The sequence below is a fragment of the Pararhodonellum marinum genome (assembly GCF_015354735.1).
In the GTDB taxonomy this organism is placed as follows: Bacteria; Bacteroidota; Bacteroidia; order Cytophagales; family Cyclobacteriaceae; genus Pararhodonellum; species Pararhodonellum marinum.
In genome coordinates, this window is the sequence record NZ_JACEFJ010000012.1 from 131,241 (window position 1) to 153,530 (window position 22,290).

24 protein-coding genes are annotated in these 22,290 nt (G+C 39.1%); 17 read left to right on the plus strand and 7 right to left on the minus strand.

The annotated features are described in order from the left end of the window. The first annotated feature begins 120 nt into the window (after positions 1 to 120). Entirely contained in the window at positions 121 to 1,314 is a 1,194-nt protein-coding gene (locus H1A14_RS18785; RefSeq protein ID WP_194777830.1) for an ATP-binding protein, read from the plus strand. 184 nt (positions 1,315 to 1,498) lie between these two features. On the opposite strand, the gene H1A14_RS18790 is transcribed toward H1A14_RS18785, so the two are convergent. Further along, positions 1,499 to 1,861, minus strand: coding sequence for a DUF6122 family protein (locus tag H1A14_RS18790; protein WP_194777831.1), 363 nt, complete (start codon positions 1,859 to 1,861; stop codon positions 1,499 to 1,501). 186 nt (positions 1,862 to 2,047) lie between these two features. Beyond that, a complete protein-coding gene (locus H1A14_RS18795) occupies positions 2,048 to 2,833 on the minus strand; it encodes a porin family protein (protein ID WP_194777832.1) in 786 nt (261 codons plus the stop codon). Positions 2,834 to 3,111: 278 nt separating this feature from the next. On the opposite strand from H1A14_RS18795, the gene H1A14_RS18800 reads away from it, so the two are divergent. The 6 genes from H1A14_RS18800 to H1A14_RS18825 all read left to right on the plus strand — a co-directional run bounded on the left by H1A14_RS18800 (position 3,112) and on the right by H1A14_RS18825 (position 6,990). Continuing rightward, positions 3,112 to 3,555 carry a copper resistance protein NlpE gene (locus H1A14_RS18800; protein ID WP_194777833.1) on the plus strand — a complete coding sequence of 148 codons (444 nt, stop codon included), beginning with the start codon at positions 3,112 to 3,114 and terminating at the stop codon, positions 3,553 to 3,555. 170 nt (positions 3,556 to 3,725) lie between these two features. Next, positions 3,726 to 4,397, plus strand: a complete 672-nt coding sequence (locus H1A14_RS18805) for a DUF4136 domain-containing protein (RefSeq protein WP_194777834.1) — start codon at positions 3,726 to 3,728, stop codon at positions 4,395 to 4,397. A gap of 5 nt (positions 4,398 to 4,402) precedes the next feature. Then, on the plus strand, positions 4,403 to 5,002 hold the full coding sequence (locus H1A14_RS18810) for a hypothetical protein (protein WP_194777835.1): 600 nt from the start codon (positions 4,403 to 4,405) through the stop codon (positions 5,000 to 5,002). A gap of 89 nt (positions 5,003 to 5,091) precedes the next feature. Beyond that, a complete protein-coding gene (locus H1A14_RS18815) occupies positions 5,092 to 5,562 on the plus strand; it encodes a hypothetical protein (RefSeq protein WP_194777836.1) in 471 nt (156 codons plus the stop codon). 312 nt (positions 5,563 to 5,874) lie between these two features. After that, positions 5,875 to 6,189, plus strand: coding sequence for a DUF4136 domain-containing protein (locus H1A14_RS18820; protein WP_394355338.1), 315 nt, complete (start codon positions 5,875 to 5,877; stop codon positions 6,187 to 6,189). Positions 6,190 to 6,432: 243 nt separating this feature from the next. Next, on the plus strand, positions 6,433 to 6,990 hold the full coding sequence (locus tag H1A14_RS18825) for a porin family protein (RefSeq protein ID WP_194777837.1): 558 nt from the start codon (positions 6,433 to 6,435) through the stop codon (positions 6,988 to 6,990). Between the two features lie 61 nt (positions 6,991 to 7,051). On the opposite strand, the gene H1A14_RS18830 is transcribed toward H1A14_RS18825, so the two are convergent. Beyond that, entirely contained in the window at positions 7,052 to 9,601 is a 2,550-nt protein-coding gene (locus H1A14_RS18830) for a phosphoenolpyruvate carboxylase (RefSeq protein WP_194777838.1), read from the minus strand. Between the two features lie 237 nt (positions 9,602 to 9,838). On the opposite strand from H1A14_RS18830, the gene H1A14_RS18835 reads away from it, so the two are divergent. From H1A14_RS18835 to H1A14_RS18875, 9 genes are all read left to right on the plus strand, one after another. Then, the gene (locus H1A14_RS18835; protein ID WP_194777839.1) at positions 9,839 to 12,148 is read left to right on the plus strand and encodes a putative monovalent cation/H+ antiporter subunit A; all 2,310 of its coding nucleotides are present in this window, start codon (positions 9,839 to 9,841) and stop codon (positions 12,146 to 12,148) included. Between the two features lies 1 nt (position 12,149). After that, positions 12,150 to 12,560, plus strand: a complete 411-nt coding sequence (locus H1A14_RS18840) for a Na+/H+ antiporter subunit B (protein ID WP_194777840.1) — start codon at positions 12,150 to 12,152, stop codon at positions 12,558 to 12,560. Position 12,561: 1 nt separating this feature from the next. Continuing rightward, entirely contained in the window at positions 12,562 to 12,915 is a 354-nt protein-coding gene (locus H1A14_RS18845; RefSeq protein ID WP_194777841.1) for a Na+/H+ antiporter subunit C, read from the plus strand. After that, positions 12,912 to 14,420 carry a proton-conducting transporter transmembrane domain-containing protein gene (locus H1A14_RS18850; protein ID WP_194777842.1) on the plus strand — a complete coding sequence of 503 codons (1,509 nt, stop codon included), beginning with the start codon at positions 12,912 to 12,914 and terminating at the stop codon, positions 14,418 to 14,420. Before H1A14_RS18845 ends, H1A14_RS18850 begins: the two co-directional genes overlap by 4 nt. A 14-nt stretch (positions 14,421 to 14,434) precedes the next feature. Continuing rightward, complete coding sequence (locus H1A14_RS18855) at positions 14,435 to 14,914, plus strand: Na+/H+ antiporter subunit E (RefSeq protein WP_194777843.1); 480 nt, start codon at positions 14,435 to 14,437, stop codon at positions 14,912 to 14,914. Continuing rightward, positions 14,911 to 15,186: a cation:proton antiporter gene (locus H1A14_RS18860; protein ID WP_194777844.1), complete on the plus strand. Its 276-nt coding sequence runs from the start codon at positions 14,911 to 14,913 to the stop codon at positions 15,184 to 15,186. Before H1A14_RS18855 ends, H1A14_RS18860 begins: the two co-directional genes overlap by 4 nt. Continuing rightward, a complete protein-coding gene (gene mnhG / locus H1A14_RS18865; RefSeq protein ID WP_194777845.1) occupies positions 15,179 to 15,559 on the plus strand; it encodes a monovalent cation/H(+) antiporter subunit G in 381 nt (126 codons plus the stop codon). Before H1A14_RS18860 ends, mnhG begins: the two co-directional genes overlap by 8 nt. A gap of 93 nt (positions 15,560 to 15,652) precedes the next feature. After that, complete coding sequence (locus H1A14_RS18870; RefSeq protein WP_194777846.1) at positions 15,653 to 16,801, plus strand: lactonase family protein; 1,149 nt, start codon at positions 15,653 to 15,655, stop codon at positions 16,799 to 16,801. Positions 16,802 to 16,964: 163 nt separating this feature from the next. Next, positions 16,965 to 17,156 carry a cold-shock protein gene (locus H1A14_RS18875; RefSeq protein ID WP_194777847.1) on the plus strand — a complete coding sequence of 64 codons (192 nt, stop codon included), beginning with the start codon at positions 16,965 to 16,967 and terminating at the stop codon, positions 17,154 to 17,156. Positions 17,157 to 17,208: 52 nt separating this feature from the next. Here the strand turns inward: H1A14_RS18875 and menC are convergent, their stop codons facing one another. Further along, positions 17,209 to 18,300, minus strand: a complete 1,092-nt coding sequence (menC, locus tag H1A14_RS18880) for an o-succinylbenzoate synthase (protein WP_194777848.1) — start codon at positions 18,298 to 18,300, stop codon at positions 17,209 to 17,211. Positions 18,301 to 18,405: 105 nt separating this feature from the next. Here menC and H1A14_RS18885 point away from each other — a divergent pair, with 105 nt between their 5' ends. Beyond that, a complete protein-coding gene (locus H1A14_RS18885; RefSeq protein WP_194777871.1) occupies positions 18,406 to 19,629 on the plus strand; it encodes an S-adenosylmethionine:tRNA ribosyltransferase-isomerase in 1,224 nt (407 codons plus the stop codon). A gap of 3 nt (positions 19,630 to 19,632) precedes the next feature. Here the strand turns inward: H1A14_RS18885 and H1A14_RS18890 are convergent, their stop codons facing one another. The 3 genes from H1A14_RS18890 to H1A14_RS18900 form a co-directional block, all read right to left on the minus strand. Beyond that, positions 19,633 to 20,052, minus strand: a complete 420-nt coding sequence (locus H1A14_RS18890; RefSeq protein WP_194777849.1) for a LytR/AlgR family response regulator transcription factor — start codon at positions 20,050 to 20,052, stop codon at positions 19,633 to 19,635. 326 nt (positions 20,053 to 20,378) lie between these two features. Further along, positions 20,379 to 21,371 carry a PAS domain-containing protein gene (locus H1A14_RS18895; RefSeq protein WP_194777850.1) on the minus strand — a complete coding sequence of 331 codons (993 nt, stop codon included), beginning with the start codon at positions 21,369 to 21,371 and terminating at the stop codon, positions 20,379 to 20,381. Positions 21,372 to 21,813: 442 nt separating this feature from the next. Then, a complete protein-coding gene (locus H1A14_RS18900; RefSeq protein ID WP_194777851.1) occupies positions 21,814 to 22,260 on the minus strand; it encodes a DinB family protein in 447 nt (148 codons plus the stop codon). Positions 22,261 to 22,290: the final 30 nt, after the last annotated feature.

Sequence of the window (22,290 nt, forward strand, 5' to 3'; positions counted from 1 at the left end):
TTCCAGCCCATAAATAGGATTTTAACCCCACAAAGTACTGATTTTAAATTAAATAGGACAAATATTTTAAATTACTCAATGTATTGAGTAATTTTACTCAATACATTGAGTAAACAAATTATGACATACCAAAGGACAGAAAAAGCAGGTTTGTTGAAACGGCTGAAAGATGAACCAAGGAGGTTTCTACAGGTCATCTACGGACCTCGACAGGTAGGTAAGACCACCTTAGTAAGGCAGATTATGGAAGATCTGGATTATCCTCATCTGTTGGTAGCGGCAGATGCAGTCCCGGCAGGAGATGGCTTGTGGATCGCACAGCAATGGGAAACCGTCAGGGTCCAACAGCAACAGCAAGCTGACAAACCTTTTCTTCTGGTCATCGATGAAGTCCAGAAGATCGACAATTGGTCCGAGCAGATCAAAGCCGAATGGGACAAAGATACGGCTGAAGGCTGGGATATCAGGGTTGTTTTGTTGGGTTCATCAAGGTTGATGCTGCAGCAGGGACTCACTGAATCTTTGGCAGGGAGGTTTGAATCCACTTACCTCGGGCATTGGTCCTACAAGGAAATGAAGGATGCCTTTGGTCTGACAGCTGACGAGTATGTGTGGTTTGGAGGCTACCCAGGTGCGATTGTGCTCAAAGATGATGAAGACCGATGGAAAAGCTATGTCCGAGATGCACTGTTAGAAACCAGTATCTCCAAAGACATCCTGATGTTAACCCGGGTGGATAAACCTGCTTTGATGAAGCGTTTGTTTGAATTGGGATCGGCCTATTCGGGACAGATTCTGAGTTTTACCAAAATCATGGGACAACTGACCGAAGCAGGCAATACCACCACCTTGGCCAATTACCTGGAATTACTCAATGATGCAGGTCTGCTGGGCGGCATTGAAAAGTACAGTCCCAACATGGTCAGGAAACGCTCATCAAGTCCCAAGTTTCAGGTTCATAATACAGCCATCATGTCGGGGATTTCCAAGGAAAGTCTTGACTCTTTGCTTAAAAACCATGAAGCCTGGGGAAGGTGGGTAGAATCCGCCGTAGGTGCTCACCTAATCAATCAGTCATTTAAGAACAAAAAGCTTGCTTTGTATTATTGGCGGGAAGGCAATGATGAGGTGGATTTTGTGGTTGAGTACAACAATCAGGTGATTGCCCTTGAAGTGAAGTCGGGTAAAACAGGGAGACTATCTGGATTGAAGGCGTTTGACAAAAAATTAAAACCTGAAAAATCCCTTCTGATCGGTGTAGACGGAATTCCCTGGCACGAATTTTTGCAAATGAACGTGGTGGATTTGTTTTAAAAAGACAAGTCATTATGACTTTTTTTTGGTTTAAAAATAAAATGATAAATGCCTAATTTTCAGTTATTTATGCCATACCTTAATAATTTACTCAATAGGATGAGTAAATTTACTCAATAGAGCGCGTAAACGACTTAAAAAAATCTAAACAGTGCGTTTTTGTAAAGACATGACATGAAAGTGTTTAATCTATAGACTGAATGTATGCATTCCATAAACAATCCTGATAGTCAGTAAGCATGTGAAAAAGCAGGCCTATTGCAATGATTTTGACGGTTTTATTTTTATGAAACAAAAATAAGAAATACACGGCAATCGCATAGTAACTATGCAAGAAATGAAACCCGATGCTGCATCGGTTAGGATCAAAAATAGGGTCAGCAAAAAGATGGTCTACATCAACGAGCATAGTCAAAATGAGAATCAAATAGGTTTTTTTCCATTCCTTTTTGAAAAAAATCAAAGCGATGAACACCGGGAAAATTAAATGTAAGAAATAATGGATGATGGTTTGAATGATCTCTAGGGTGGCTACATCTGTAATCATTTGATTCTGCCGTTTCAGCATTTAAACTATATTAAACTTTAAATCTTTTGGTCACTTGTTCTTCAACAACTCGCTCCCTCCTATTCTGATAATATACCAGATATCTTAGCTGAAAAGGTTTGAAATAACCAAAACACCTCATGGATTTGGAGAATCTTTTAAAAGATTTTTAAAGTTATAATTGGATTAATCCACGTGATCCCCGGGAAACTCTTTGATGGTAGGCAATTTACCTTTCATCAGATTGAAGTTGATGGTTACCCAAAAGACCATTCCATGGTTAATCCTTGCAATTTCGGGACTGAGATTAATGTATCGAATCACATATCCAATAGAATAATTGATGTTTCCTTTGGCTAAACCTGCAAGAAAATGGGTCCTGTGCTCATGTCTGAATCCATTGGATCCAGGTCCAGTTGTAAAAAGCGCTTCATTTAAAAAACTATTGGTAAATCGGGTGTTTGGACTGATAAGGTTTCCCCAATTGTACCTAAGCGCGTTGTTAAACCGCCAACGGTGGTTGAATGAATAGCCTGGGAGAAAATCCGATTGAGCTACATTTCTGATAAATCTGGCATCATACCGGAAGCGAAAGCTGGTACTGACTTTTTTGGTCGAAGGGACCCTGAAAATCACCTGTCCCCAAGGTCGGTGTTCGGTTCTTACCAAACTCCCTTCCGAAAAAGGTGCTGTAAGGCGTAACCACCCATAACCTGCCGTACCGACTATATTATCCTTTTTATTGTGATAAGTTAATCCAGTTCGATATATAAAAAAGAGCTGATCCACGAAATGCGCATCATTCCAAACCGACCATTGTGGAGCAACCTGAGCCGAGGTCATTACTCCCCACCAGGTTTCATAATTAAAACTGATGTCTTGTTGGGCCTTTAAGGTCGTATGAGTGGAAAAAAACAGACCTGAAACTACAATGCATCGGAAAATTTGAAATTTTAGGGATTTGATATTCATTTTACACTTCAATTTTTTCTGATAAGGCTACTGGAAATATTGAGTTCCAACTTCGCCCAATCCCTTTCCAACAAAAATCCCTCGAAACTCAGCCTAAAATATTTGTACAAACATAAGAAAAGCATTCGAATTTACCCCGGGATCGGTCACCCAATAATATCTTTAATTTTATGAATGAACAACAAAAATTAATGGATTAAATACGAAACTTTGATATAAAAATTATATATTTCGCAGGATTTTAGCCGATTGTTGAAATTTAAACCTTCCTTAAGATCATGAAATATCCTTTCCTGCTTTTATCGTTTCTGCTCATATTCTCTTGCCAAAAACCCACTCAAAATGAAGAAATAATCATTGAAGATGAGGTTTTTGAGGAAACAGTTCCAGATGGTCACACATCCCAACTTGCATTAGATTATCTGGGCGTGTATACTGGTGTTTTACCCTGTGCGGATTGTGAAGGAATTGAAACAACCATTACCTTGAAAGAAAACGAAGAATATTCCAGAAAAATGGTCTATCTCGGCAAAACAGGTGGTAATACCCATGAATCTTCCGGTAAATTCAGCTGGAATGAGGCAGGCAATACCATCAGTTTAACAGGTGAAGATGCTCCAAATCAGTATTTCGTTGGAGAAAACGTTTTGTTTCATTTGGATCAGGATGGCAATCGAATAACTGGAAACCTTGCTGATAATTACAGATTAAACAAACAGTAAGCAAAAATGGAATGCATTTTATAGATATAATGTCCTACCATTTTAACTTGTCGACACTTAAATCCATATTTCAGAAACCTAAAGTAGGCTTTTGAAATAAAATCAAATTCAAACAAACCCATCACTTTTACGCTGATTTTTCAACAATATATTAGGAGGTAGTCCAATTTATGAATCCATTTGTAGAGGCCAAAAGTACTTTGAAGCGTATTTTTAGCCCCATCCTGTTTTTGGTTGGTGGTAGTTTGTTCTTTTGTTGTGTCCCTGACGGGCCAGATGCCATTGAACAAATCGATGTGGTCTATACCAACCACAATCCCAGCTTCAATTTTTCCAGTAGATTGACTTACTCCCTTCCGGAGAGTGTTATTTTGATCGAACAGGAGGTATTACAGAATCCGGATACACCGCCGGCTTTTGCTGATTTTTTGATCAGCCAGGGGATTCTAAGTTCTATTCGGACGAACATGAATGCCAGAGGATACAGTTTGGTGGATGTTTCAGCCAATCCGGATTTGATTTTGTTGCCCAGCATCACGATTACTGAAAATCTAAGGTTCAGCTATAGTTGGTGGTATTGGGGATGGTTTTATCCCAATTTCCAGCCCGATTGGGGATGGGTCTATCCTGGATATACGCCGATTGCCACTAGAACAATGGAAACGGGTACCCTCTTAATACAGCTGTCAGATCCCAAAGGAATTACATCGGACAATAGGGTTCCAATCCATTGGATCGTTGCTTTGAATGGAAGAATCAGCCAGTCTACCGGAAACAACCTTAATCGCATACAGTCCAATATCGATCTGGCTTTTAATCTCTCCCCTTACCTCAGCCGATGAATATCATGAAAAATGTTTTGTTTTTTATTGCAGTTGTGGTGGCTCTGGGATTTTCAAATTCGGGATGGGCACAGAGCAGCTATAGCATCGTCAATTTTGCTCCGACACTCCCGATGGGCAATACCGCTGACTACATCGGTGTCATGACTGGCAGAAGTGTAAATGTTGAATTTATTCGGATATTGGAAGAAAGCCGGTTTGGATATGGCATTGAGGCAGGAAGAAGTTCTTTTTTTGAAAAGATACCGAATCGAATTCTAGAAAGTGGAACCGTGGTGGCTTCTGGAACACAATTCAGGTATATTAATACCACTCCAATTATCGTCTCAGGTCATTATTTTTTCACGGAAAGTGGAAAACTGAGACCATTCGCAAGTTTGGGGTTCGGTGTTGTTTTTCAAACCCGAAGAGTTGATATGGGCATCTTTAGTGAGCGCACCACAGGCACACAGCTAGCCATCAGGCCAGAGTTGGGAACAATATTTCAGATCAGCGATTATGTAGGCATCAAGCTTTCCGGTAAGTATTACCAGACTATGGGAGGAAGTAATTTACCAAGCCATGCTGCCTTAGGATTCAACCTAGGTTTTGTCATCATCAATTAGAGCGACGAAATTATCCTTGGTTGTCTAGTTTCAAGTTGACTAATATTTATATTAATCCGTCAAATAAATTTTAACTTAACTCCATAGCCATGAAAACCAAAATTCAATTTACCTGTCTCCTATTTGTTCTTCTCCCTTTCTTTGCCCATGCCCAATCGATAGATGGAGAAATAGCCATGATTCAAAGTGCATTCGGTATGGAAAAAAGGGCATTGGTCAGCAATTACATGAATCTCCCTGAATCTTCCTCCAATGCCTTCTGGTCAGTCTATCAGGCCTACGAAGAAGAAAGACAAAGCATTTCCAGAGAAAGAATAAAAATAATCAACGACTACTTGGAGAAATTGGACAATCTGGGTGAAATAGAAGCGGATGCCTTGGCTACAAGGACCCTTAAAAATGATCAAGCCTTGGCTAGGCTCCATGCTAAGTACTACAAAAGGTTTAAAAAAGCCACCTCTTCCCTCGAAGCCGCAAAATTCCTTCAGATTGACAATTATATCCACAGTTCCATCAGAATGGCCTTACAGGAAAATCTACCCTTTATTGGTGAAAAATAAGCCTAGGTAATCTGTTAAAACTGAAAAACAATGAATAGAAATGCTTATTGAACCCTATTGGAGCCAATAGGTATTTCTATTCAACAATTGTAATTGTTGAAAAAATTTTCGATTAGGAGGCAAACATTGCAAAGATTCATTTTTTTTGCTTTATGCTTTTGCTTGTCCTGCAAAACAGCAGAAGTGAAAGGCATTCCAACAGGATTCCCTGATTTTCAACTTAGAAACTAAAGTTCTTTTGATTTTTTTGAATTAGATAAAAACGGCATTCCCTCTTCAGTCAATCCTTTAAAATACCAACAGAAGCTGGAATTGGTTCAGCATGAAATTTCCCGGCAAATGAAAATCAGAGGAATTGAAAAAGTTGATATACAACCGGATTTAAGGGTGAATCTTGGTATCAGTATCAAAGCAGAGACTCACACCAGGGAAACTAGCTTAGTAACAGATCCTGGAACATTCACTTATATTGGGCAAAGAAGATATACTTGGCAGGCCGAAACGATAGAAATAGGAAAATACAAAGAAGGTAGCCTTACTTTGGACCTTGTGGACAACAGCAATAACCAACCGGCTTGGATTGGGGTTCTTGAAGGAATTCTACCGGAAAATGAAAAAAAAACTTGACCAAGCAATTTCAATTGCAGTTCAAAAACTTTTTGAGCAAATAGATCAAGAGGGTTTATAAAATCAAATCCGACTTTAAAAATTTAGTAAATTCATTTTATAATTACTTTTTTTATTTATATTTTTATAACATTATCAAAAGGGTTCAGGTTATCACAAACCAATCTTACAATAACAAAAATAGGTTGATTGGGTTACACATCTTTTGTCAGTAACTTAAAACTTCATTTAACTACCTTAGTCATGAAAAAATTAATTTTATTGTTCTCACTCATTACCATTTTAGGTGTTGGAACTACTTACGGTCAGTTTCTAAGAGTCGGTCTTAAAGCAGGACCCAATTTCTCCAATTTCTCTGGAGGATCCATAGAAGGCTACGATTTTAGTCAGATTTCCAGCTTTCATGCTGGATTATTGGTTGAATTTAAACTGTTGCAAAATTTATCTCTCCAGCCTGAACTACTTTATTCTACCAAAGGGGCGAATCTTTCCGGCATAGGAAATGAATTCAAAAATAAATTAGGATACCTATCTATCCCTGCATTAGCTAGGTTTTATTTAGTAGAAGAAAAATTCAGTCTGGATCTAGGACCCCAGTTTTCCTTTTTGCTCGATGAAACTGAGCATGTTGACATTTCAAATTCAAATTCCTTTGATTTTGCTGTAGTGGGTGGTGCTACTTTTCACTTAACAGATACCTTCTTTCTGCAAGGCAGATACAACTTGGGACTTACCGATGTAAAGCCTGATGCAGATGTAAAAAACTCCGTTATTCAGCTTTCTTTGGGGGTTAGATTTTAAAAAAAAATCATGCCCAAAGACTTGAGGCATGATTTTTTACTTTTTTTGACTATTGACTATCTTAGGCAGCATTTCTTGCAGCATTGATAATTCCAAACATGCTTCTTAATACCAACTTTTGTAGGATTGGATCATCTTTACCTGATTCCAACATGGACTGAATTGCGTACTGTTGAATTGTAATCAAAGGCAATACGATTTTTTCTCGAATGGCTATGGAGGCTTTGCTGATTTGATTGTCTTTCAGTAAGGTATCCATCTGGGCTACCTGCAAAAGTTTTTCAATCGATTTCTTATATTCCTCATACAAAAGTTCCCAAAAGCCCCCATAGGTTTTATTATCCTTCAGGTAAGCTGTGCCAGGATAGAAAGACTTTGCCAATGATTGCATAGAATTTCCCAGCAGCGAGCGAAAGAAAAGGCTGTCCTCATACAATTTGATGACATCCTGTATTTTTCCTTTCTTTTCCATTTCCTCAATAGCAGCGCCGACCCCAAAAAAGCCCGGGATATTTTGCTTCATCTGTGCCCAAGATCCCACAAAAGGAATGGCCCTGAGATCTTCAAATTTCATGCCTTCGCCTTTGCTTCTTTTGGTTGGCCTGGAGCCGATATTCGTCTGACCAAAAAACTTCAAAGGGGTAACATGTTCCAAATAGGGCACAAACTGTGGATGATTTTTCAAATTTTTATAGGCCTCATAACTGCTTTCAGCCATTTCCTCAATCAAAGCTCGCTGATGGTCACTCAAATTGTTTTCTTTGGTGGGATACAAATGGTTTTCCATCCCGGCACTGAGTAACTGTTCCAAATTATAGGTACATGAAACTTCTTTGCCATAATTGGCAGAGATGGTTTGTCCTTGAATCGTTACTTGAATCTCCTTGTTTTCAACCTGCTCTCCAAGCGATGCATAGAAATTGTGCATGTTACCCCCTCCTCTAGCAGGTGGCCCTCCCCTTCCGTCAAAAAAGACCACATCGATATTATTTACCCTGGAAACTTTTGTAAGCTCTTCTTTTGCCCTTAAAATTGACCAATTGGCCCTGATATATCCTCCATCCTTGGTACCGTCAGAAAACCCGAGCATAATCGTTTGCTTTTGATTTCTACTTTTCAAATGTGCAGAATAGATTTGGTTCTTGTACAGCGATTCCATGATTCCTGGAGCTTGGGCCAAGTCCTCAATGGTCTCAAACAACGGCACGATATCCAAAGGAAGTTGTCCATCATCAGCTAAAATCAATCTATTGAGATGAAAAACTTCAAGTATATGAAGGGCGGATTGCGTGTTTGAAATGATGTATCTGTGCAATCCCTCCTCTCCATTTCTTTCTTGGACATATTTTGCTGCCTCTATACTTTGAAGTAATTCCCTGTGAAATTCATCCTTGAAATTTTCTAACGAAGGAAGAGATTTGATTTGGAGAACTTTATCAATTTTAGCTTTTTCATCTAATTTGTCATAAGCGGCCAAGCCCTTTTCACCTTCCTGAATGGAAATGATCGATGCCCAAAGATCATCATGCTTTCGGCTATCCTGTCGAAGATCCATACTGGCAAAATGAAATCCGAAAATCTTGATTTTTAAAATAAAATTATCCAATTCATCCAAAAACAACCCATTGTGATGGTCAATTATCGCTTTTCTGGCTTCAAAAAGTGGCTCTAGGAGATGTTCCTTTGAAGAAAAAGCCTTTTCGTTTCCAAAAAGCATGTTATATAGGCCTCGCTCTACTTTTATAAGCAAGGGCTCCACATTTTTAAAGGTGAGTCTCCTTCTTACTTTTCTGACATCTCTATAGTAGCATTTAATGATCCACATTTGTAGCCGGTCAGCTACTTTTCGGGTCGTTTCATGGGTAACAAAGGGATTCCCGTCACGGTCTCCCCCAGGCCAAAAGCCTACTTTCAACAAACCTGGGTTTTCCCATTCATGGGTAGGTATATCCAATTGCCGAAGCATTCTGAAAATGATGTCAGGAATGCTTTTGTAAAATACGTTCTCCAAAAACCACAACAGACTGACCGCCTCATCAAAAGGACTAGGTTTTTCTTTGTTGATAAATCCTGTTTTCCCCAGTTGCTTGAGCAATAGATCGATGTCGCCCAGGTTATTGGCTCTGATGGCTGTCTCAAGGTCGGTGATAATCCCCAAAACATTGCCAGGGTAAAACTGAGTGGGGTGGGCAGTGAGCGTTAACCGAATGGAAAAGGTTTTCAATTTCTCGATCAGGGCTTCCTTTTTACGGTCGTTTTCGACCCTGGATATCAACGCGGTGATACTCCCCTTTCCTTTGAGATCATTGATTTTTTCGAATGCCGCATCCTCTATGGAATCAAATAATACCACCTGCCGCTCTACGTATTGGACCATTTGAAAAAGTAAATCGTGCCTTTCCTTATCAGAGTTATGGGCCATCATTTCCTGAAAAAACTGGCTGATGATGCTTTTGGGTGTCTTCATCTTCTCAAAACCCGCTTGACAAGCAGTGGATAAAATAGGAAGCAAAGTCCCCGTCCTGTAAATATCATCAAAGGGCAAGTCCAAAAACAAGCTGTTGTAAATGGTAAATCTTTTGGCTACTTCAGTTTCGTAATTTCTTGACATCGTTGGTTTTATTTTGGAACTTGAAATTAATCATTTTTAGAAAATAAATGAATAAAACATTGATAAATACCCTGTTTTTATAAAAAAAATTCATATTTAAATTACTTTTTTTGAATAAAAGGTAATTTAAAAAGGCGTTTTCCATAAAATCTTCAATTCTAATTGATTTTCACATCTTCTATCTCTTGGTTTTTTTTGTAATTTAGTGTTTTACTCCTTTCTACCCCAACTTATATTATGCTGATAGCAGTTTTGTCAGGATTCATTTTAGCATTGAGTCTGGTAATTACAGGAAAATGGATTAAAGGCAAAGGGGCACCTCTGGTAGGACTTTTCCCATTGGCCCTGTTTGGATATTTTGTAAGTTTCTTTCCTGCTATAATGAAGGGAGAAAGCCTGACATTCACCTATGAATGGATTCCTTCGCTTGGGGTAAACTTAAGTTTTCATTTGGATGGGCTTTCCCTATTATTCTGCTTGCTGATTACGGGAATCGGTGCTTTGGTATTTTTTTATACCGCCCCTTACCTTAAAGAACATATTTATTTGGATCGATTTTTTGGCTACCTCAGCATGTTCATGGGTTCTATGCTTGGGTTAGTGCTTTCTGACAATATCATTACTCTCTTCGTATTTTGGGAATTGACCAGTATCAGTTCCTTCTTTTTGATTGGATTCAACAATGAAAGCGAAGAATCTCGAAGATCAGCCATGATGGCTTTATCCATGACGGGTATCGGCGGCTTGTTTTTGTTGGCTTCTATGATCGTCTTAGGCACGGTAGGCGGAAGTTATGAAATATCCACCCTACTTGGAAGTGCTGACATGATCAAGGAACATGAAAATTACCTTTGGATCATAGGATTGCTCTTTATTGGAGCCTTCACCAAATCAGCCCAATTTCCGTTTCATTTTTGGTTGCCTGATGCCATGAAAGCCCCTACCCCGGTTTCTACTTACCTGCACTCAGCTACGATGGTAAAGGCAGGTATTTATCTATTGGCTAGATTTACCCCAATGCTTGGCGAGACGGTTTATTGGAATGGGACGCTGATCATTATCGGAAGCATCACCATGGTCTATGCGGCTATCCATGCCGTGTTCAGGCTAGATCTCAAAGGGATTTTGGCTTACTCTACCATTTCAGCATTGGGCATTTTGGTATTTCTAATAGGTTTGGGTACCGATCAAGCTTTATTAGCAGCTGCTGTTTTTATCTTGGTTCATGCCCTTTACAAAGCGACATTGTTCTTGATTACTGGGATCATTGACCACGAAACGGGTACCCGAGATGTCAGCAAATTGAGTGGCTTAAACAAAGTAATGTTACCAGTGGGCATTGCTGGTATTCTTGCTGCTATTTCCAATGCCGGGATTCCGCCAAGTTTTGGTTTTGTAGGTAAAGATTTGATTTATGAAGCTACACTGGGATTTGAGACACTGATCTGGGTACTTTCTGGAGTGGCATTGCTAACCAACATTTGTTTGATGTATGCTGGTTTTCAAGCAGGGATCAAACCATTTACAGGTCAATTGCCAAAGGCTTATGAAAAGGTACATTTACCTTCTCCCCTGATGTGGGTACCTCCATTGCTTTTGGGATCCTTGGGCATGGTTTTTGGCTTGATGCCCTTTTTGATCGACAAGAGTTTGATCCAAGCTGTCGTCAACGCCATGATCAGAGGTGGTGCCCTGGATGTCGAGTTGAAGTTGTGGCATGGATTTAATTTGGTATTGCTACTCAGTGGAATCACCCTGGCTGCCGGCTTTTTGTTGTATTATTTCCTAAAACCTTCAGCGCTTTTGGAGGCCAAAACGAATCGTTGGGAAAAACTCTCCCCAAAAAGCCTCACCAAGGGTTTGGGTGGGATATTTTCAGGAATTTCTAAATTATGGACCGGTTTTTTCCAGAACGGCTACTTGCGCTATTACCTCATCTTTGCGCTTACTTTCCTGACCTTTATCCTGGCCTACAAATTATTCAAAGAAACCGAACTATACATTAATTTTAATGACCTGACGGGGATTACATTTTATGAGGTAGCGGCCATGGTGATTATTGCTTTTGCCGTCCTTTTTACTGTCCTGACCAAGTCAAGGCTAGCCGCAGTGGCATCTTTAGGCGTGGTCGGCTATTCCATTTGTTTGGTTTTTCTGTTTTACTCGGCCCCTGACCTTGCCATGACCCAGTTTTCTATCGATACGCTTACTGTAATTTTATTTGTTTTGGTCATATATAACCTGCCCAAGTACCTCAAACTCTCCAATCAGATTTCCAGAGTAAGAGACGGGATCATGTCTGTCATCTTTGGTGCATTGATCAGTATCTTGACTTTGGAGGTGCTCAATGAGCCGGTATTGAAGGAAACCAGTCAGTTTTATGCGGAAAATGCTTACACACTGGCCAAAGGCAAGAACGTCGTCAATGTAATCTTAGTAGACTTTAGGGGAACGGATACATTTGTGGAAATTACGGTATTGGCAATTGCTGCACTTGGTGTGTATAGTTTATTGAAACTACAATTAAAATCTACCGAAAAGGAATAACATGAACACTGTCATTTTCAAATCTGCTTCGACTTACCTGCTTCCCTTGTTGCTGCTCTTTTCGGTATTTATCCTCCTAAGAGGCCATTACCTGCCTGGTGGGGGATTTGTGGGAGGCCTGATAGCCTCCATCGCTTTCATCATCCATTCCGCAGCCAATGGATTGGAGCAAACAAGGTCTATACTCAAATTCCATCCGGGTGTCCTTTTGTTGGCTGGATTGACGGTAGCCCTTTTCAGCGGGATATCTCCCATGTTTATAGGAGAACCCTTTATGAAAGGATTATGGTTTGAAAATCCAGTGCCGGTTATAGGAATGATCGGAAGTGCTTTGTTTTTTGATATCGGAGTTTATCTGGTTGTAGTAGGCGTTACTTTAACCATAATTTTCACCATTACAGAAACAATATAACATGGAGTTACTGCTGGTTTTCATCATAGGTCTTTTGTATGGGGCAGGCGTTTACATGATCCTCAGAAGAAGCCTTGTCAAGTTGATCATTGGTTTAATCCTGATGGGAAATGGGGCCAATTTGCTGATTTTTCTCTTAGGAAGAATAGTTAAAGGCAATCCACCATTGATCAACAGTGATGCTAATATTTTGGGTGAAATATATGCTGACCCCATACCACAAGCATTGATTTTAACTGCCATTGTAATCAGCTTTGGTTTGCAATCCTTTGCCATTATTTTGGTAAAGCGTGCCTACAAAGTTGTAGGGACGGATGATTTGGATGAAATGAATGCTACTGACGAAGACTTATGAGTAATCCATACATCATTTTACCGATAATAGCTCATATGGCCATTGCCATTTTGTTGTTGTTTTTCTGGAAAAAGAAAAATGCCCAAAAGCTTATTTCGGTGCTGGGTAACCTGATATCTGTTGGTATAGCGATTTGGCTTTTTTACATCGTATGGGAAAACGGTATTTATTTTACACAAGCTGGAGACTGGGATGCACCATATGGTATCCCAATTGTTGCAGATACGCTAAGTGCTGTGATGGTGCTGTTGACAGGGATTTGTGGATTAGCTGTATCTGTTTTTTCAGTGGGCAGTGTAAGAAATGCTCGGGTAAATTTCGGCTATTTCCCCATACTACATTTCCTGTTGATGGGATTAAACGGTGCTTTTTTGACAGGAGATATATTCAATCTGTATGTTTGGTTTGAGGTCATCATCATTTCTTCCTTCGTACTATTGACCATAGGGGGAGAAAAAAGCCAGATAGAAGGCAGCATCAAATATGTCACCATGAACCTGTTGGCCTCTTCCATTTTCCTGACAGCGATCGCCATCCTTTACGGCTTAACAGGTAGTCTTAACATGGCGGACCTTTCCCTTAAAGTGGCAGCCCTCGAGAATAGAGGGCTTGTCAATGTGACTGCCTTCCTTTTCTTTGTTGGCTTCGGCATCAAATCAGCTGTATTTCCCCTATACTTTTGGTTGCCGGCTTCTTACCATACCCCTCCCCCTGCCATTTCGGCCATTTTTGGTGGATTGTTGACTAAGGTAGGAGTATATGCCCTTTTCCGAATCTTTTCTCTCATATTTATCCCAGATGAGTTTTTACTTAACTTGATATGTACGGTTGCAGCCCTCACCATTTTTTCTGGAGCAGTCGGTGCTCTGACACAAATAAATCTCCGGAAAATATTCAGTTACCTGATTATTTGTCACATAGGATTTATGATTGCAGGTTTGGGTATGTTTACCGAATTGGCCATTACGGGAGCGATTTTCTACATGATCCATGATATCATAGTTAAGACCAATTTGTTCATGTCTGCTGGTTTGATTTTCAAAATAAAAGGAACTTACAACATCAAGAAATTAGGGGGTCTTTATGCAGCATATCCCAAGTTGACACTGTTGATGGCCATTCCTTTATTTTCCTTGGTGGGTATCCCTCCACTATCTGGATTCTGGGCCAAAATTTACTTGATCGACGCAGGTTTTCAATTGAAAAATTATGCCTTGGTTGGCTTTATCATATTAGGAAGTTTTCTTACCTTATTTGTTATTGCAAAAGTATGGTCGGAGGTGTTCTGGAAGGAAAGCGAGGAATTGACGGCAAAAGAGTGGGTCAGGTATTTCAAGGACTTAAAGCCATTGAAGCAAAAGGCCATCATCATTCCAATCTTATTTCTTGGATTGGTTTCTCTTTACATTGGTTTTGGTGCAGAGCATATCATTACAGTATCTAGTCGAATTGCCCATGAACTGCTGCATACCGAACCATATATAAAGACCATCTTACAAAAATAGCCATTGACAAGACCATGATCAAAACCAGGTTTTTAAGCAATTTACTGTTGGCCTTTATCTGGCTGGCATTGACTGGAAATTTCAATTTTGGGAATTTCGTGTTTGGCTTCGCTTTGGCCTTTTTGATCATGTGGGTGATCACGGTCAACAGACGGGAAAACAAGTATTTTACCCGGCTTCCATTGAGTATAGGTTTCATATTCTATTTCATTTATGAACTGATCAAGGCCAACCTTCAAGTTGCTTATGATGTGATAACACCCAGCTACTATATGAAACCTGGAATCATTCAGATCCCCCTGGAAGCAAAAACAGACCTTGAGATCACACTTCTGGCAAATTTTATATCATTGACACCGGGCACATTGAGTTTGGATGTTTCAGATGACAAAAAAGTGTTGTATGTACATGCCATGTATGTCAGAGACAAGGATAAATTCATCGAAGGTATCAAAAATGGCTTTGAAAGACGCTTACTAAACATATTGAGATGAGTGTAGAAGAATATTTGTATCTGATCATTTTGCCCATCTTGGCCCTATCCATCCTGCTGATCTTTGTCAGGTTTTTGATAGGCCCTTCATTATCTGATCGTGTAGTTGCACTCGACCTATTGGTTACCTGCGGAACGGGGATCATTGCGGTATACAGCATTTATACCAACCAATCGGACTTTTTGGACATAGCCATGATATTTGCCCTTATCGCCTTTTTGGGAACTGTGGCTTTTTCATATTACTTGGAAAAAAGAGAAAAAAATGAATGACATTGCTATCATTATCCTGAGTTCTTTAGGAACCTTGTTTATCCTCTTGGCTGCCATAGGCATCCTTCGTATGCCTGATCTCTATTTAAGGATTTCAGTTACCACCAAAGCCGCCACATTAGGTATAGGCTTGATGTTGATTGCTGCTGCAATCTATTTTAATGAGGTTGCGGTAAGTTCAAGGTCTTTAGCCATCATATTATTCATGCTGCTAACGGCACCTGTTGGGGCTCACATGATTGGTAGAGCCTCTTATTTTACTGGCATAAAAATGTGGAAAGGTTCGATTTATGATGATTTAAAAGGTATGTATGACCCAAAAACCCATGAGCTTTCCAGTAAACCGCCAAAAGATGAAAGTATAGCCAAATAGATAAAAATTCCTCAATAGGCCGGAATATAATTGGTCAAACTCGAGTTTTTTGGTACATTAATATATTATCATCCAATATGATACCCAAATCTTATGACTATAAAACCCTTTTGGCCCTTAAGCCTTGTTATTCTGATTATTTTAAATGCCTGTGAAGTGGATAAAGAAACCGTTACTCCCGAAAAATATGCCTTTTTGGTAGGCACATATACTGAAACTGACGATGAAGGCATCAATTACCTTGTTTTTGATCCGGAAAATAGGACACTTGAGGCACAAGTAATCGGTAAAGGAATAAAAAATCCTTCTTTCTTGGTCAGCAATAAAAAAAGAGATAGGGTTTTTACTGTTGAAGAAACTGGCGGAGAAAATGGAGGAAGAGTAAAATCTTTTCAATTTGATGAGGAAAACAGAGACTTGAAATTGATTAGTTCAGCCAGTACCCAAGGGGATTCTCCTTGTTACCTCAGTCTGGGATCCAATGAGGAACTCCTTTTTGTTGGCAATTACTCAGGTGGAAACTTAGCAGCATTTCAAATATCTGATGATGGGGCATTAGACAGTGCGCAGGTGATCCAGCATGAAGGACAAAGCATCATTAAATCCCGGCAAAGCAATCCACATGTTCACAGTGTGGTGGTACATCCCAAAGAGGATAAATTATTTGTTGGAGACTTGGGTACAGATAAAGTAAATGTATATACCATTCAATCTGGATCTGCTTCCGTTTTGACTAAAGCGAAACCAGCTTATTTTGAAGTTTCTCCTGGAGCCGGACCCAGACATTTGGTCTTCAATCATGAGGGAGACCGATTCTACCTGATTCATGAACTGACTGCCGAACTGGGAATTTATGCTTACGAGGAAGGTGATATCAAACATCTTCAGACCCTTCCGCTCACATCACCCACCTTCAGCGGTGATGTAGGTGCCGCGGAGGTCCGGTTGTCCCCGGATGAAAAATTTGTTTATGCCTCCAACCGGGGTGATGCCAATGAAATCTCTGTTTTTAAAATCAACAAGCAGGTAGACAAAGCAGAACTCATCCAAATCATACCCTCAGGAGGTAAAACACCCAGAAATTTTAATTTTACTTATGACGGAAAATGGATCTTGGTAGCCAATCAAGACAGCAATGACATTACCGTATTCGAGCGAGATGACATTACAGGATTATTGAAAATGACAGAAATCAAAACAAAGATTCCAAAGCCAGTTTATCTTTTTGCCATTGATCAATGAAGAAATTAAACCAATATGCCAAATTATGGTACAAAAACTGCCTTTATTGGCAATATTTAAAATGCTTATTTGAACCTTCACAAAATATTTTATTCAAAATGCAATTATTTGTTAAAACAATTACTACCTTTGCATAAATCTATTACAATACAATTTAATAATCATGAACACAGGAAAAGTAAAATTTTTTAATGAATCCAAAGGATTTGGATTTATCGTAGACGACGAGTCTTCTAAAGAATATTTTGTACACATCTCCGGATTGGTAGACGAAGTAAAAGAAGATGACGATGTAACTTTCGACCTTAAAGAAGGAAGAAAAGGTCTTAATGCAGTGAATGTAAAGTTAGCTTAACATAAACATTGACATGTATTTCAAAGCCACTCATCATTTGGGTGGCTTTTTTTTATGGCAAATTTCCCCATTTTTTATCTAAATCAAAGGCCAAAAAGCCTTCATCGATCGTTAATGGAGAAGTTATGTTATTGAAATAAAGTTGTCCTGTCCCTAAACCCTGAGGTAGAACCGGATTTAAGCCAGAGGTATATTGTGCGATGGCATTCAAGCCTACATTACTTTCCAAAGCAGAGGTGATCCACCAGCCAATATTCAAATCAGTTGCCAACTCAATCCATTCCTGCGTTTCTTTTATGCCTCCCAGTAAGGTTGGTTTTAATATGATAAAAGCTGGATTAATTTCAATGAGAAGTTGGTGCTTTTCATCCCTCCCAAAAACCCCAATCAGTTCTTCATCCAGGGCAATTGGCAAGGGTGAATGCGCACATAGTTTTGCCATCGCTGTCCATTGCCCTTTTTTGATAGGTTGTTCAATACTGTGAATTTCATATTCAGCTAACTTTACCAATTTTTGAATGGCTTCGTCAGATGAAAATGCACCATTGGCATCTACCCTCAATTCAATCTCTTCGGCCGAAAATTTATTTCTGATAAATTCAAGGAGCGCACACTCCTGATCAAATTCTATGGCCCCAATCTTTATTTTGATACAATTAAACCCTTGTTTTAGTTTATCTTTAACCTGCTGAAGCATATTTTCTTTATCACCCATCCAGATTAACCCATTGATCGGAATGGCATGGTTTTTTTCCACAAGGGGGCTGTTGATGACAATGCGCCTACCACCATGAACCAAATCCAATAAAGCCATTTCGAATGCAAATCTGATACTCGGAAGATGAGGGGGAATAAAATGGTGAACGAAGTCAAGTATTTCTTCAAAATGGGCAGGTATGTCATATGCAGTGATTCGTTCGCAGTAGCTTTTGATGAGCTCCGTAAAATCAGGTATGTCATCTATGCTTAAATTTGGTAATGGGCCTGCTTCCCCCCAGCCTTCAATTCCTACAAATTGCTCTGAAGTCAATACAATAAAAAAAGTGTCTCGGGATTGCATCACCCCTCTGGACGTACCTGCTTCAAACTTGAAATTCAACTGGTATTTACTGCATTTTGCATTTACTCGGAATGTATTGGACATAAATGGATAAACTTTGTGAAAACACTATATTTGCAAACGCATTCAGAAGGTCAAAGTTTTGACCCCCAAACCTTATTGAACCCTTTCAATCAGAAGTACAATTACATGAATATACCCGAGATCCCTTTGTTATCCCAATTTCATTATGAACTTCCTGAGGAGCGAATTGCCAAATTTCCATTGAATGAGCGAGACGCATCCAAGTTGTTGCTATATGAAGAAGGGAGCATCCATCATTGCCATTTTACACAATTGCCTGATCTCTTGCCCACTAATACGCTTTTGGTTTTTAATGATACCAAGGTAATTCCTGCAAGGCTAATCTTAAGGAGGGAGTCCGGTGCTAAAATTGAAATCTTCCTTTTAAAGCCCCATAGCCCAACCACAGAAATTCAACAAATGATGGCTTCCAGAGAGCCTGTAATATGGGAAACCATGATAGGAAACCTAAAAAAATGGAAATCAGGAGAAAGCCTAATGGGAACTGTATCAATAAACGGGGAAAACTTGCACATTGAAGCCAATCTGGTAGATAAGGAAAAAAGGTTGGTTAAATTCAGCTGGAGCAACTACCAGCTGCCGTTTGTCAGTATTGTGGAGGCATCCGGGGAAGTCCCTTTACCACCTTACCTAAATAGAAAGCCGACCGATTTAGACCGACCGAGGTACCAGACTGTGTATTCAAATGCATCCGGAGCAGTTGCTGCTCCAACTGCAGGATTGCATTTTTCTGAAAGAATGCTCCAAAAAATTGAACACAAAGGAATAAAAACCGAATATTTGACCCTTCATGTAAGCGCGGGAACCTTTCAACCTATCAAAGTGGAAGATGTGACTCAGCATCCCATGCACAGTGAGCAGATTTCGGTAAGCAGGCGCACATTAGCGCAATTAGTGAAACACACAGGAAATGTGGTGGCTGTGGGAACCACTTCCATGCGGACATTGGAAAGCCTTTATTGGTATGGGGTGAAACTGTTAGAAGATGCTGGTTCGGTATTTCATATTGAAAAATTAGCTCCATATCATTATTCGCAGGAATTACCAAACAAACAAAAGAGTTTTCAGGCTGTTTTAAACCATATGGTAACCAATGAGTTAGAAACAATCAACGGGTCTACCGAAATTTTTATCATGCCCGGATATACTTTCCACGTTTGCAATGGAATGATTACTAATTTTCACCAGCCAGGATCCACATTAATCTTACTCGTTGCAGCTTACACCCGAAACGATTGGAGAAAACTTTACTATGCTGCTTTAGAAAATGGATATCGTTTCCTGAGCTATGGAGATAGTAACCTGATTTGGCATCAAAAGATAGAGTGACCGTTAGTCGTTTCCTCCAGATCCCAATTTGTTGATACCATTGATCAAATTTTGGTAGTAGGTTCTTCCTACAGGTACTTTTTCTGTTCCTATGCAAATTTCTTTGGGTGAAATGGTTTTGATCTCATCTACGCGAATAATGTAAGATTTATGAATTCGAATGAAATCTTTGTGCGGTAATACAGACTCAAATTCCTTAAGGATATTTCTCAATGAAAACACCTTATCTCTGGTAACCAAAGTGGTGTAATTCCCATCCCCCTTGAGCCACATAATGTCTGAAAATCTTACTTTGGTCAAACAACCTTTATCCCGAACAAAAAGAGCATCTTTGATCAACAACTCACTCTCCTCTACCAAGTCAGCATTGTGGTCATGCTTTCCATTTGATACATTTTTGATACTTTTTACGATTCCTTCCATGACGGTTTACTTTAAAATAAATTTTATAAACAGTAAACAGCTAAGATGACATTTTGTTTTTTGGGGGCTAAAAAAGAAAAACCAGCGAAAAATTCATTTCCAATCACCCATTGGTTGCGGATAATTTATAGAAATCAATTTAAGGATTTACATTCGTACGGAGATGTGTCTTCTAAGCGAAAGTTTAAGACGTGTAGATGAGGAAACTATTGATCCAGCAAATAAAAAAGGGAGCAAAAAATAACCCTGACTCCCCAAACAGTAATAGAAAAATATCTCTAAAAATGCAAAACAACTCCAATACCTAATCCCAAAAAATAAAAGTCTTATTCTCTTACAGAAGTAATTTTGTGAACATTGTTTCTGATTTGTTGATCCATCTCCTCTGCCAAAGGTTTCAACAATTTAAAATACTTTTGATTTTCCTTATCCAATTGTTCATGGTCAATCAAATCCAATAAACCCATCAAAGAAGATAAAGGTGATCTTATTACATGAGACTGCATGTGGGTCAATTCCCTAAGCATGGCTTCTTTGGCTTCCAATTGTGATGCACAGCGCCTTACATAGTTGATATTCTTGATGCTGACTGTGACAGCAAAGATTTTCTTATGTGTATCGAAAACAGGCACGAATTTAAAATTATACCAAACATCATTTTGATTTTGATCTTCGATTGCTACTTCCATTTCCCCAGCCCCTCCAAGGAAAGCCTCTTGTATAGCACTGTATAAATCTATCTGACTGAGGGATATCAAGAACTTCTTGACGCTGTCACCGGCCTGCAAGGATTTTCCAAATAATTCTTCCAATTCCCGATGGGCATATCTGTTGATCTCAATCACTTTACAATTGCCATCAATCATCACCATACCTTCTTCCAAATTATCCAGCAGGGATTGATTGATGAGATCTCTTGTTTTTAATTTCTCTTTATAGGTATATTCTTCCTGAATATCCTTGATGATAACTGTAAGCCCCACTGCAGACGGAAAAACAGAAACTCGGTACCAAGTAGAACTGATGCCATTAAACTCTTCAAAGTGAACAGCTTGATTGGTCATTTTGGCTTCCTTGAAATAAAGCGCATAATGATACATGGAGTATGCTGGAAAAATCTGCCAGATGTTTTTATCTACAATATCAGCCTTGTTGATCCCAAGGTAATCCAAGGCTACCTGATTGATTTCCAGAAAGCGCCATTGTGGATCTAAATGAAAAATACCATCCTCCAACTGGTTCAATACGGTGTGAAAAAAAGATTGATAATCCTCTTTTTCCATGGTATTTCTGTGACCTATTTGGTTTACTTGAGGCATAGGCGAAAAAAATTTATCGGATGTTTTCTTGAAAATAAAATCTTTCTTAAACATAAAAAACCTTCCTTTAAAATGAATAAACTGACTAAAATCTAAATTGTATTTTTTAAATAAATTTCTTGCACAATATATAAATAAATATTTACAACATGCAAATCCTGATTTAACAAAATTTAAATTTATTTTACAGACTTTTTCAGAATATAATTTTAAACAATAAAAAAGAATTTTCCAATACTGATTTTTGCCTTTTAAAGTAAATTCTAGGGTAAAAAAATTTTTACAGAATTATAAATGATTTTTAGGCCGTAGAGGCAAATCCCCTGAAAACAGGGGGTTATTTTAAAAAAGAACCTTAAAGTAATACTTTAAGGTAAGGACAGGGTTTCCTTTGCCTGCAGTGAAAAAATGGATTTTTGTATAGGTTAAAAAGGTTTGAAAGTTAGGGCTTTCCTTCGTAAAATATGTAATCAGTCACTGGCGGAGTAATGCCTTTAGATCTGAGATCAGAAATAACCTGCCCCCTGTGGTGGGTGGTATGGTTTCCGACATGAAATAAAATATCCACCACGTTCTTTTGATGAAAAACACCCCTGCTGTTGCGATAAGAAATCAGGCCTTCGAGAGGTACCTGTTCCAATACTTCAAGGCTATCATGATAATTCTGCTCATTCAAGCGTTGCCAGTCATTGAGAGCAATCCTTTCAAAAACTCCCCTTTCTGGCCTTCCCATTATCCTAGCCATCCAAATCTGATGTGCATTTAGGATATGGGCATACAATTCAAAGGTCCTTTCAGTAACTTCCCTCTGATTTTCCTCTATGACCTGAATAAGCTTTTGATTGGTCTCGTGGTGGTACTTAAACACTTTTTTAAATAATGCTTTCATCTCAAAAAACGGAATGTGAAAGTAAAGACA

Excerpts from the sequence above, each read along its gene's own strand:
- H1A14_RS18885 (WP_194777871.1), top strand. The coding sequence starts at position 18,406 with ATGAATATACCCGAGATCCCTTTGTTATCCCAATTTCATTATGAACTT.
- H1A14_RS18895 (WP_194777850.1), bottom strand. The coding sequence starts at position 21,371 with ATGCCTCAAGTAAACCAAATAGGTCACAGAAATACCATGGAAAAAGAG.
- H1A14_RS18875 (WP_194777847.1), top strand. The coding sequence starts at position 16,965 with ATGAACACAGGAAAAGTAAAATTTTTTAATGAATCCAAAGGATTTGGA.
- H1A14_RS18785 (WP_194777830.1), top strand. The coding sequence starts at position 121 with ATGACATACCAAAGGACAGAAAAAGCAGGTTTGTTGAAACGGCTGAAA.
- H1A14_RS18870 (WP_194777846.1), top strand. The coding sequence starts at position 15,653 with ATGACTATAAAACCCTTTTGGCCCTTAAGCCTTGTTATTCTGATTATT.
- H1A14_RS18815 (WP_194777836.1), top strand. The coding sequence starts at position 5,092 with ATGAAAACCAAAATTCAATTTACCTGTCTCCTATTTGTTCTTCTCCCT.
- H1A14_RS18840 (WP_194777840.1), top strand. The coding sequence starts at position 12,150 with ATGAACACTGTCATTTTCAAATCTGCTTCGACTTACCTGCTTCCCTTG.
- menC (WP_194777848.1), bottom strand. The coding sequence starts at position 18,300 with ATGTCCAATACATTCCGAGTAAATGCAAAATGCAGTAAATACCAGTTG.
- H1A14_RS18860 (WP_194777844.1), top strand. The coding sequence starts at position 14,911 with ATGAGTGTAGAAGAATATTTGTATCTGATCATTTTGCCCATCTTGGCC.
- H1A14_RS18850 (WP_194777842.1), top strand. The coding sequence starts at position 12,912 with ATGAGTAATCCATACATCATTTTACCGATAATAGCTCATATGGCCATT.
- H1A14_RS18890 (WP_194777849.1), bottom strand. The coding sequence starts at position 20,052 with ATGGAAGGAATCGTAAAAAGTATCAAAAATGTATCAAATGGAAAGCAT.
- H1A14_RS18855 (WP_194777843.1), top strand. The coding sequence starts at position 14,435 with ATGATCAAAACCAGGTTTTTAAGCAATTTACTGTTGGCCTTTATCTGG.
- H1A14_RS18790 (WP_194777831.1), bottom strand. The coding sequence starts at position 1,861 with ATGATTACAGATGTAGCCACCCTAGAGATCATTCAAACCATCATCCAT.
- H1A14_RS18900 (WP_194777851.1), bottom strand. The coding sequence starts at position 22,260 with ATGAAAGCATTATTTAAAAAAGTGTTTAAGTACCACCACGAGACCAAT.
- H1A14_RS18810 (WP_194777835.1), top strand. The coding sequence starts at position 4,403 with ATGAAAAATGTTTTGTTTTTTATTGCAGTTGTGGTGGCTCTGGGATTT.
- H1A14_RS18845 (WP_194777841.1), top strand. The coding sequence starts at position 12,562 with ATGGAGTTACTGCTGGTTTTCATCATAGGTCTTTTGTATGGGGCAGGC.
- H1A14_RS18835 (WP_194777839.1), top strand. The coding sequence starts at position 9,839 with ATGCTGATAGCAGTTTTGTCAGGATTCATTTTAGCATTGAGTCTGGTA.
- H1A14_RS18825 (WP_194777837.1), top strand. The coding sequence starts at position 6,433 with ATGAAAAAATTAATTTTATTGTTCTCACTCATTACCATTTTAGGTGTT.
- H1A14_RS18795 (WP_194777832.1), bottom strand. The coding sequence starts at position 2,833 with ATGAATATCAAATCCCTAAAATTTCAAATTTTCCGATGCATTGTAGTT.
- H1A14_RS18830 (WP_194777838.1), bottom strand. The coding sequence starts at position 9,601 with ATGTCAAGAAATTACGAAACTGAAGTAGCCAAAAGATTTACCATTTAC.
- H1A14_RS18805 (WP_194777834.1), top strand. The coding sequence starts at position 3,726 with ATGAATCCATTTGTAGAGGCCAAAAGTACTTTGAAGCGTATTTTTAGC.
- mnhG (WP_194777845.1), top strand. The coding sequence starts at position 15,179 with ATGAATGACATTGCTATCATTATCCTGAGTTCTTTAGGAACCTTGTTT.
- H1A14_RS18800 (WP_194777833.1), top strand. The coding sequence starts at position 3,112 with ATGAAATATCCTTTCCTGCTTTTATCGTTTCTGCTCATATTCTCTTGC.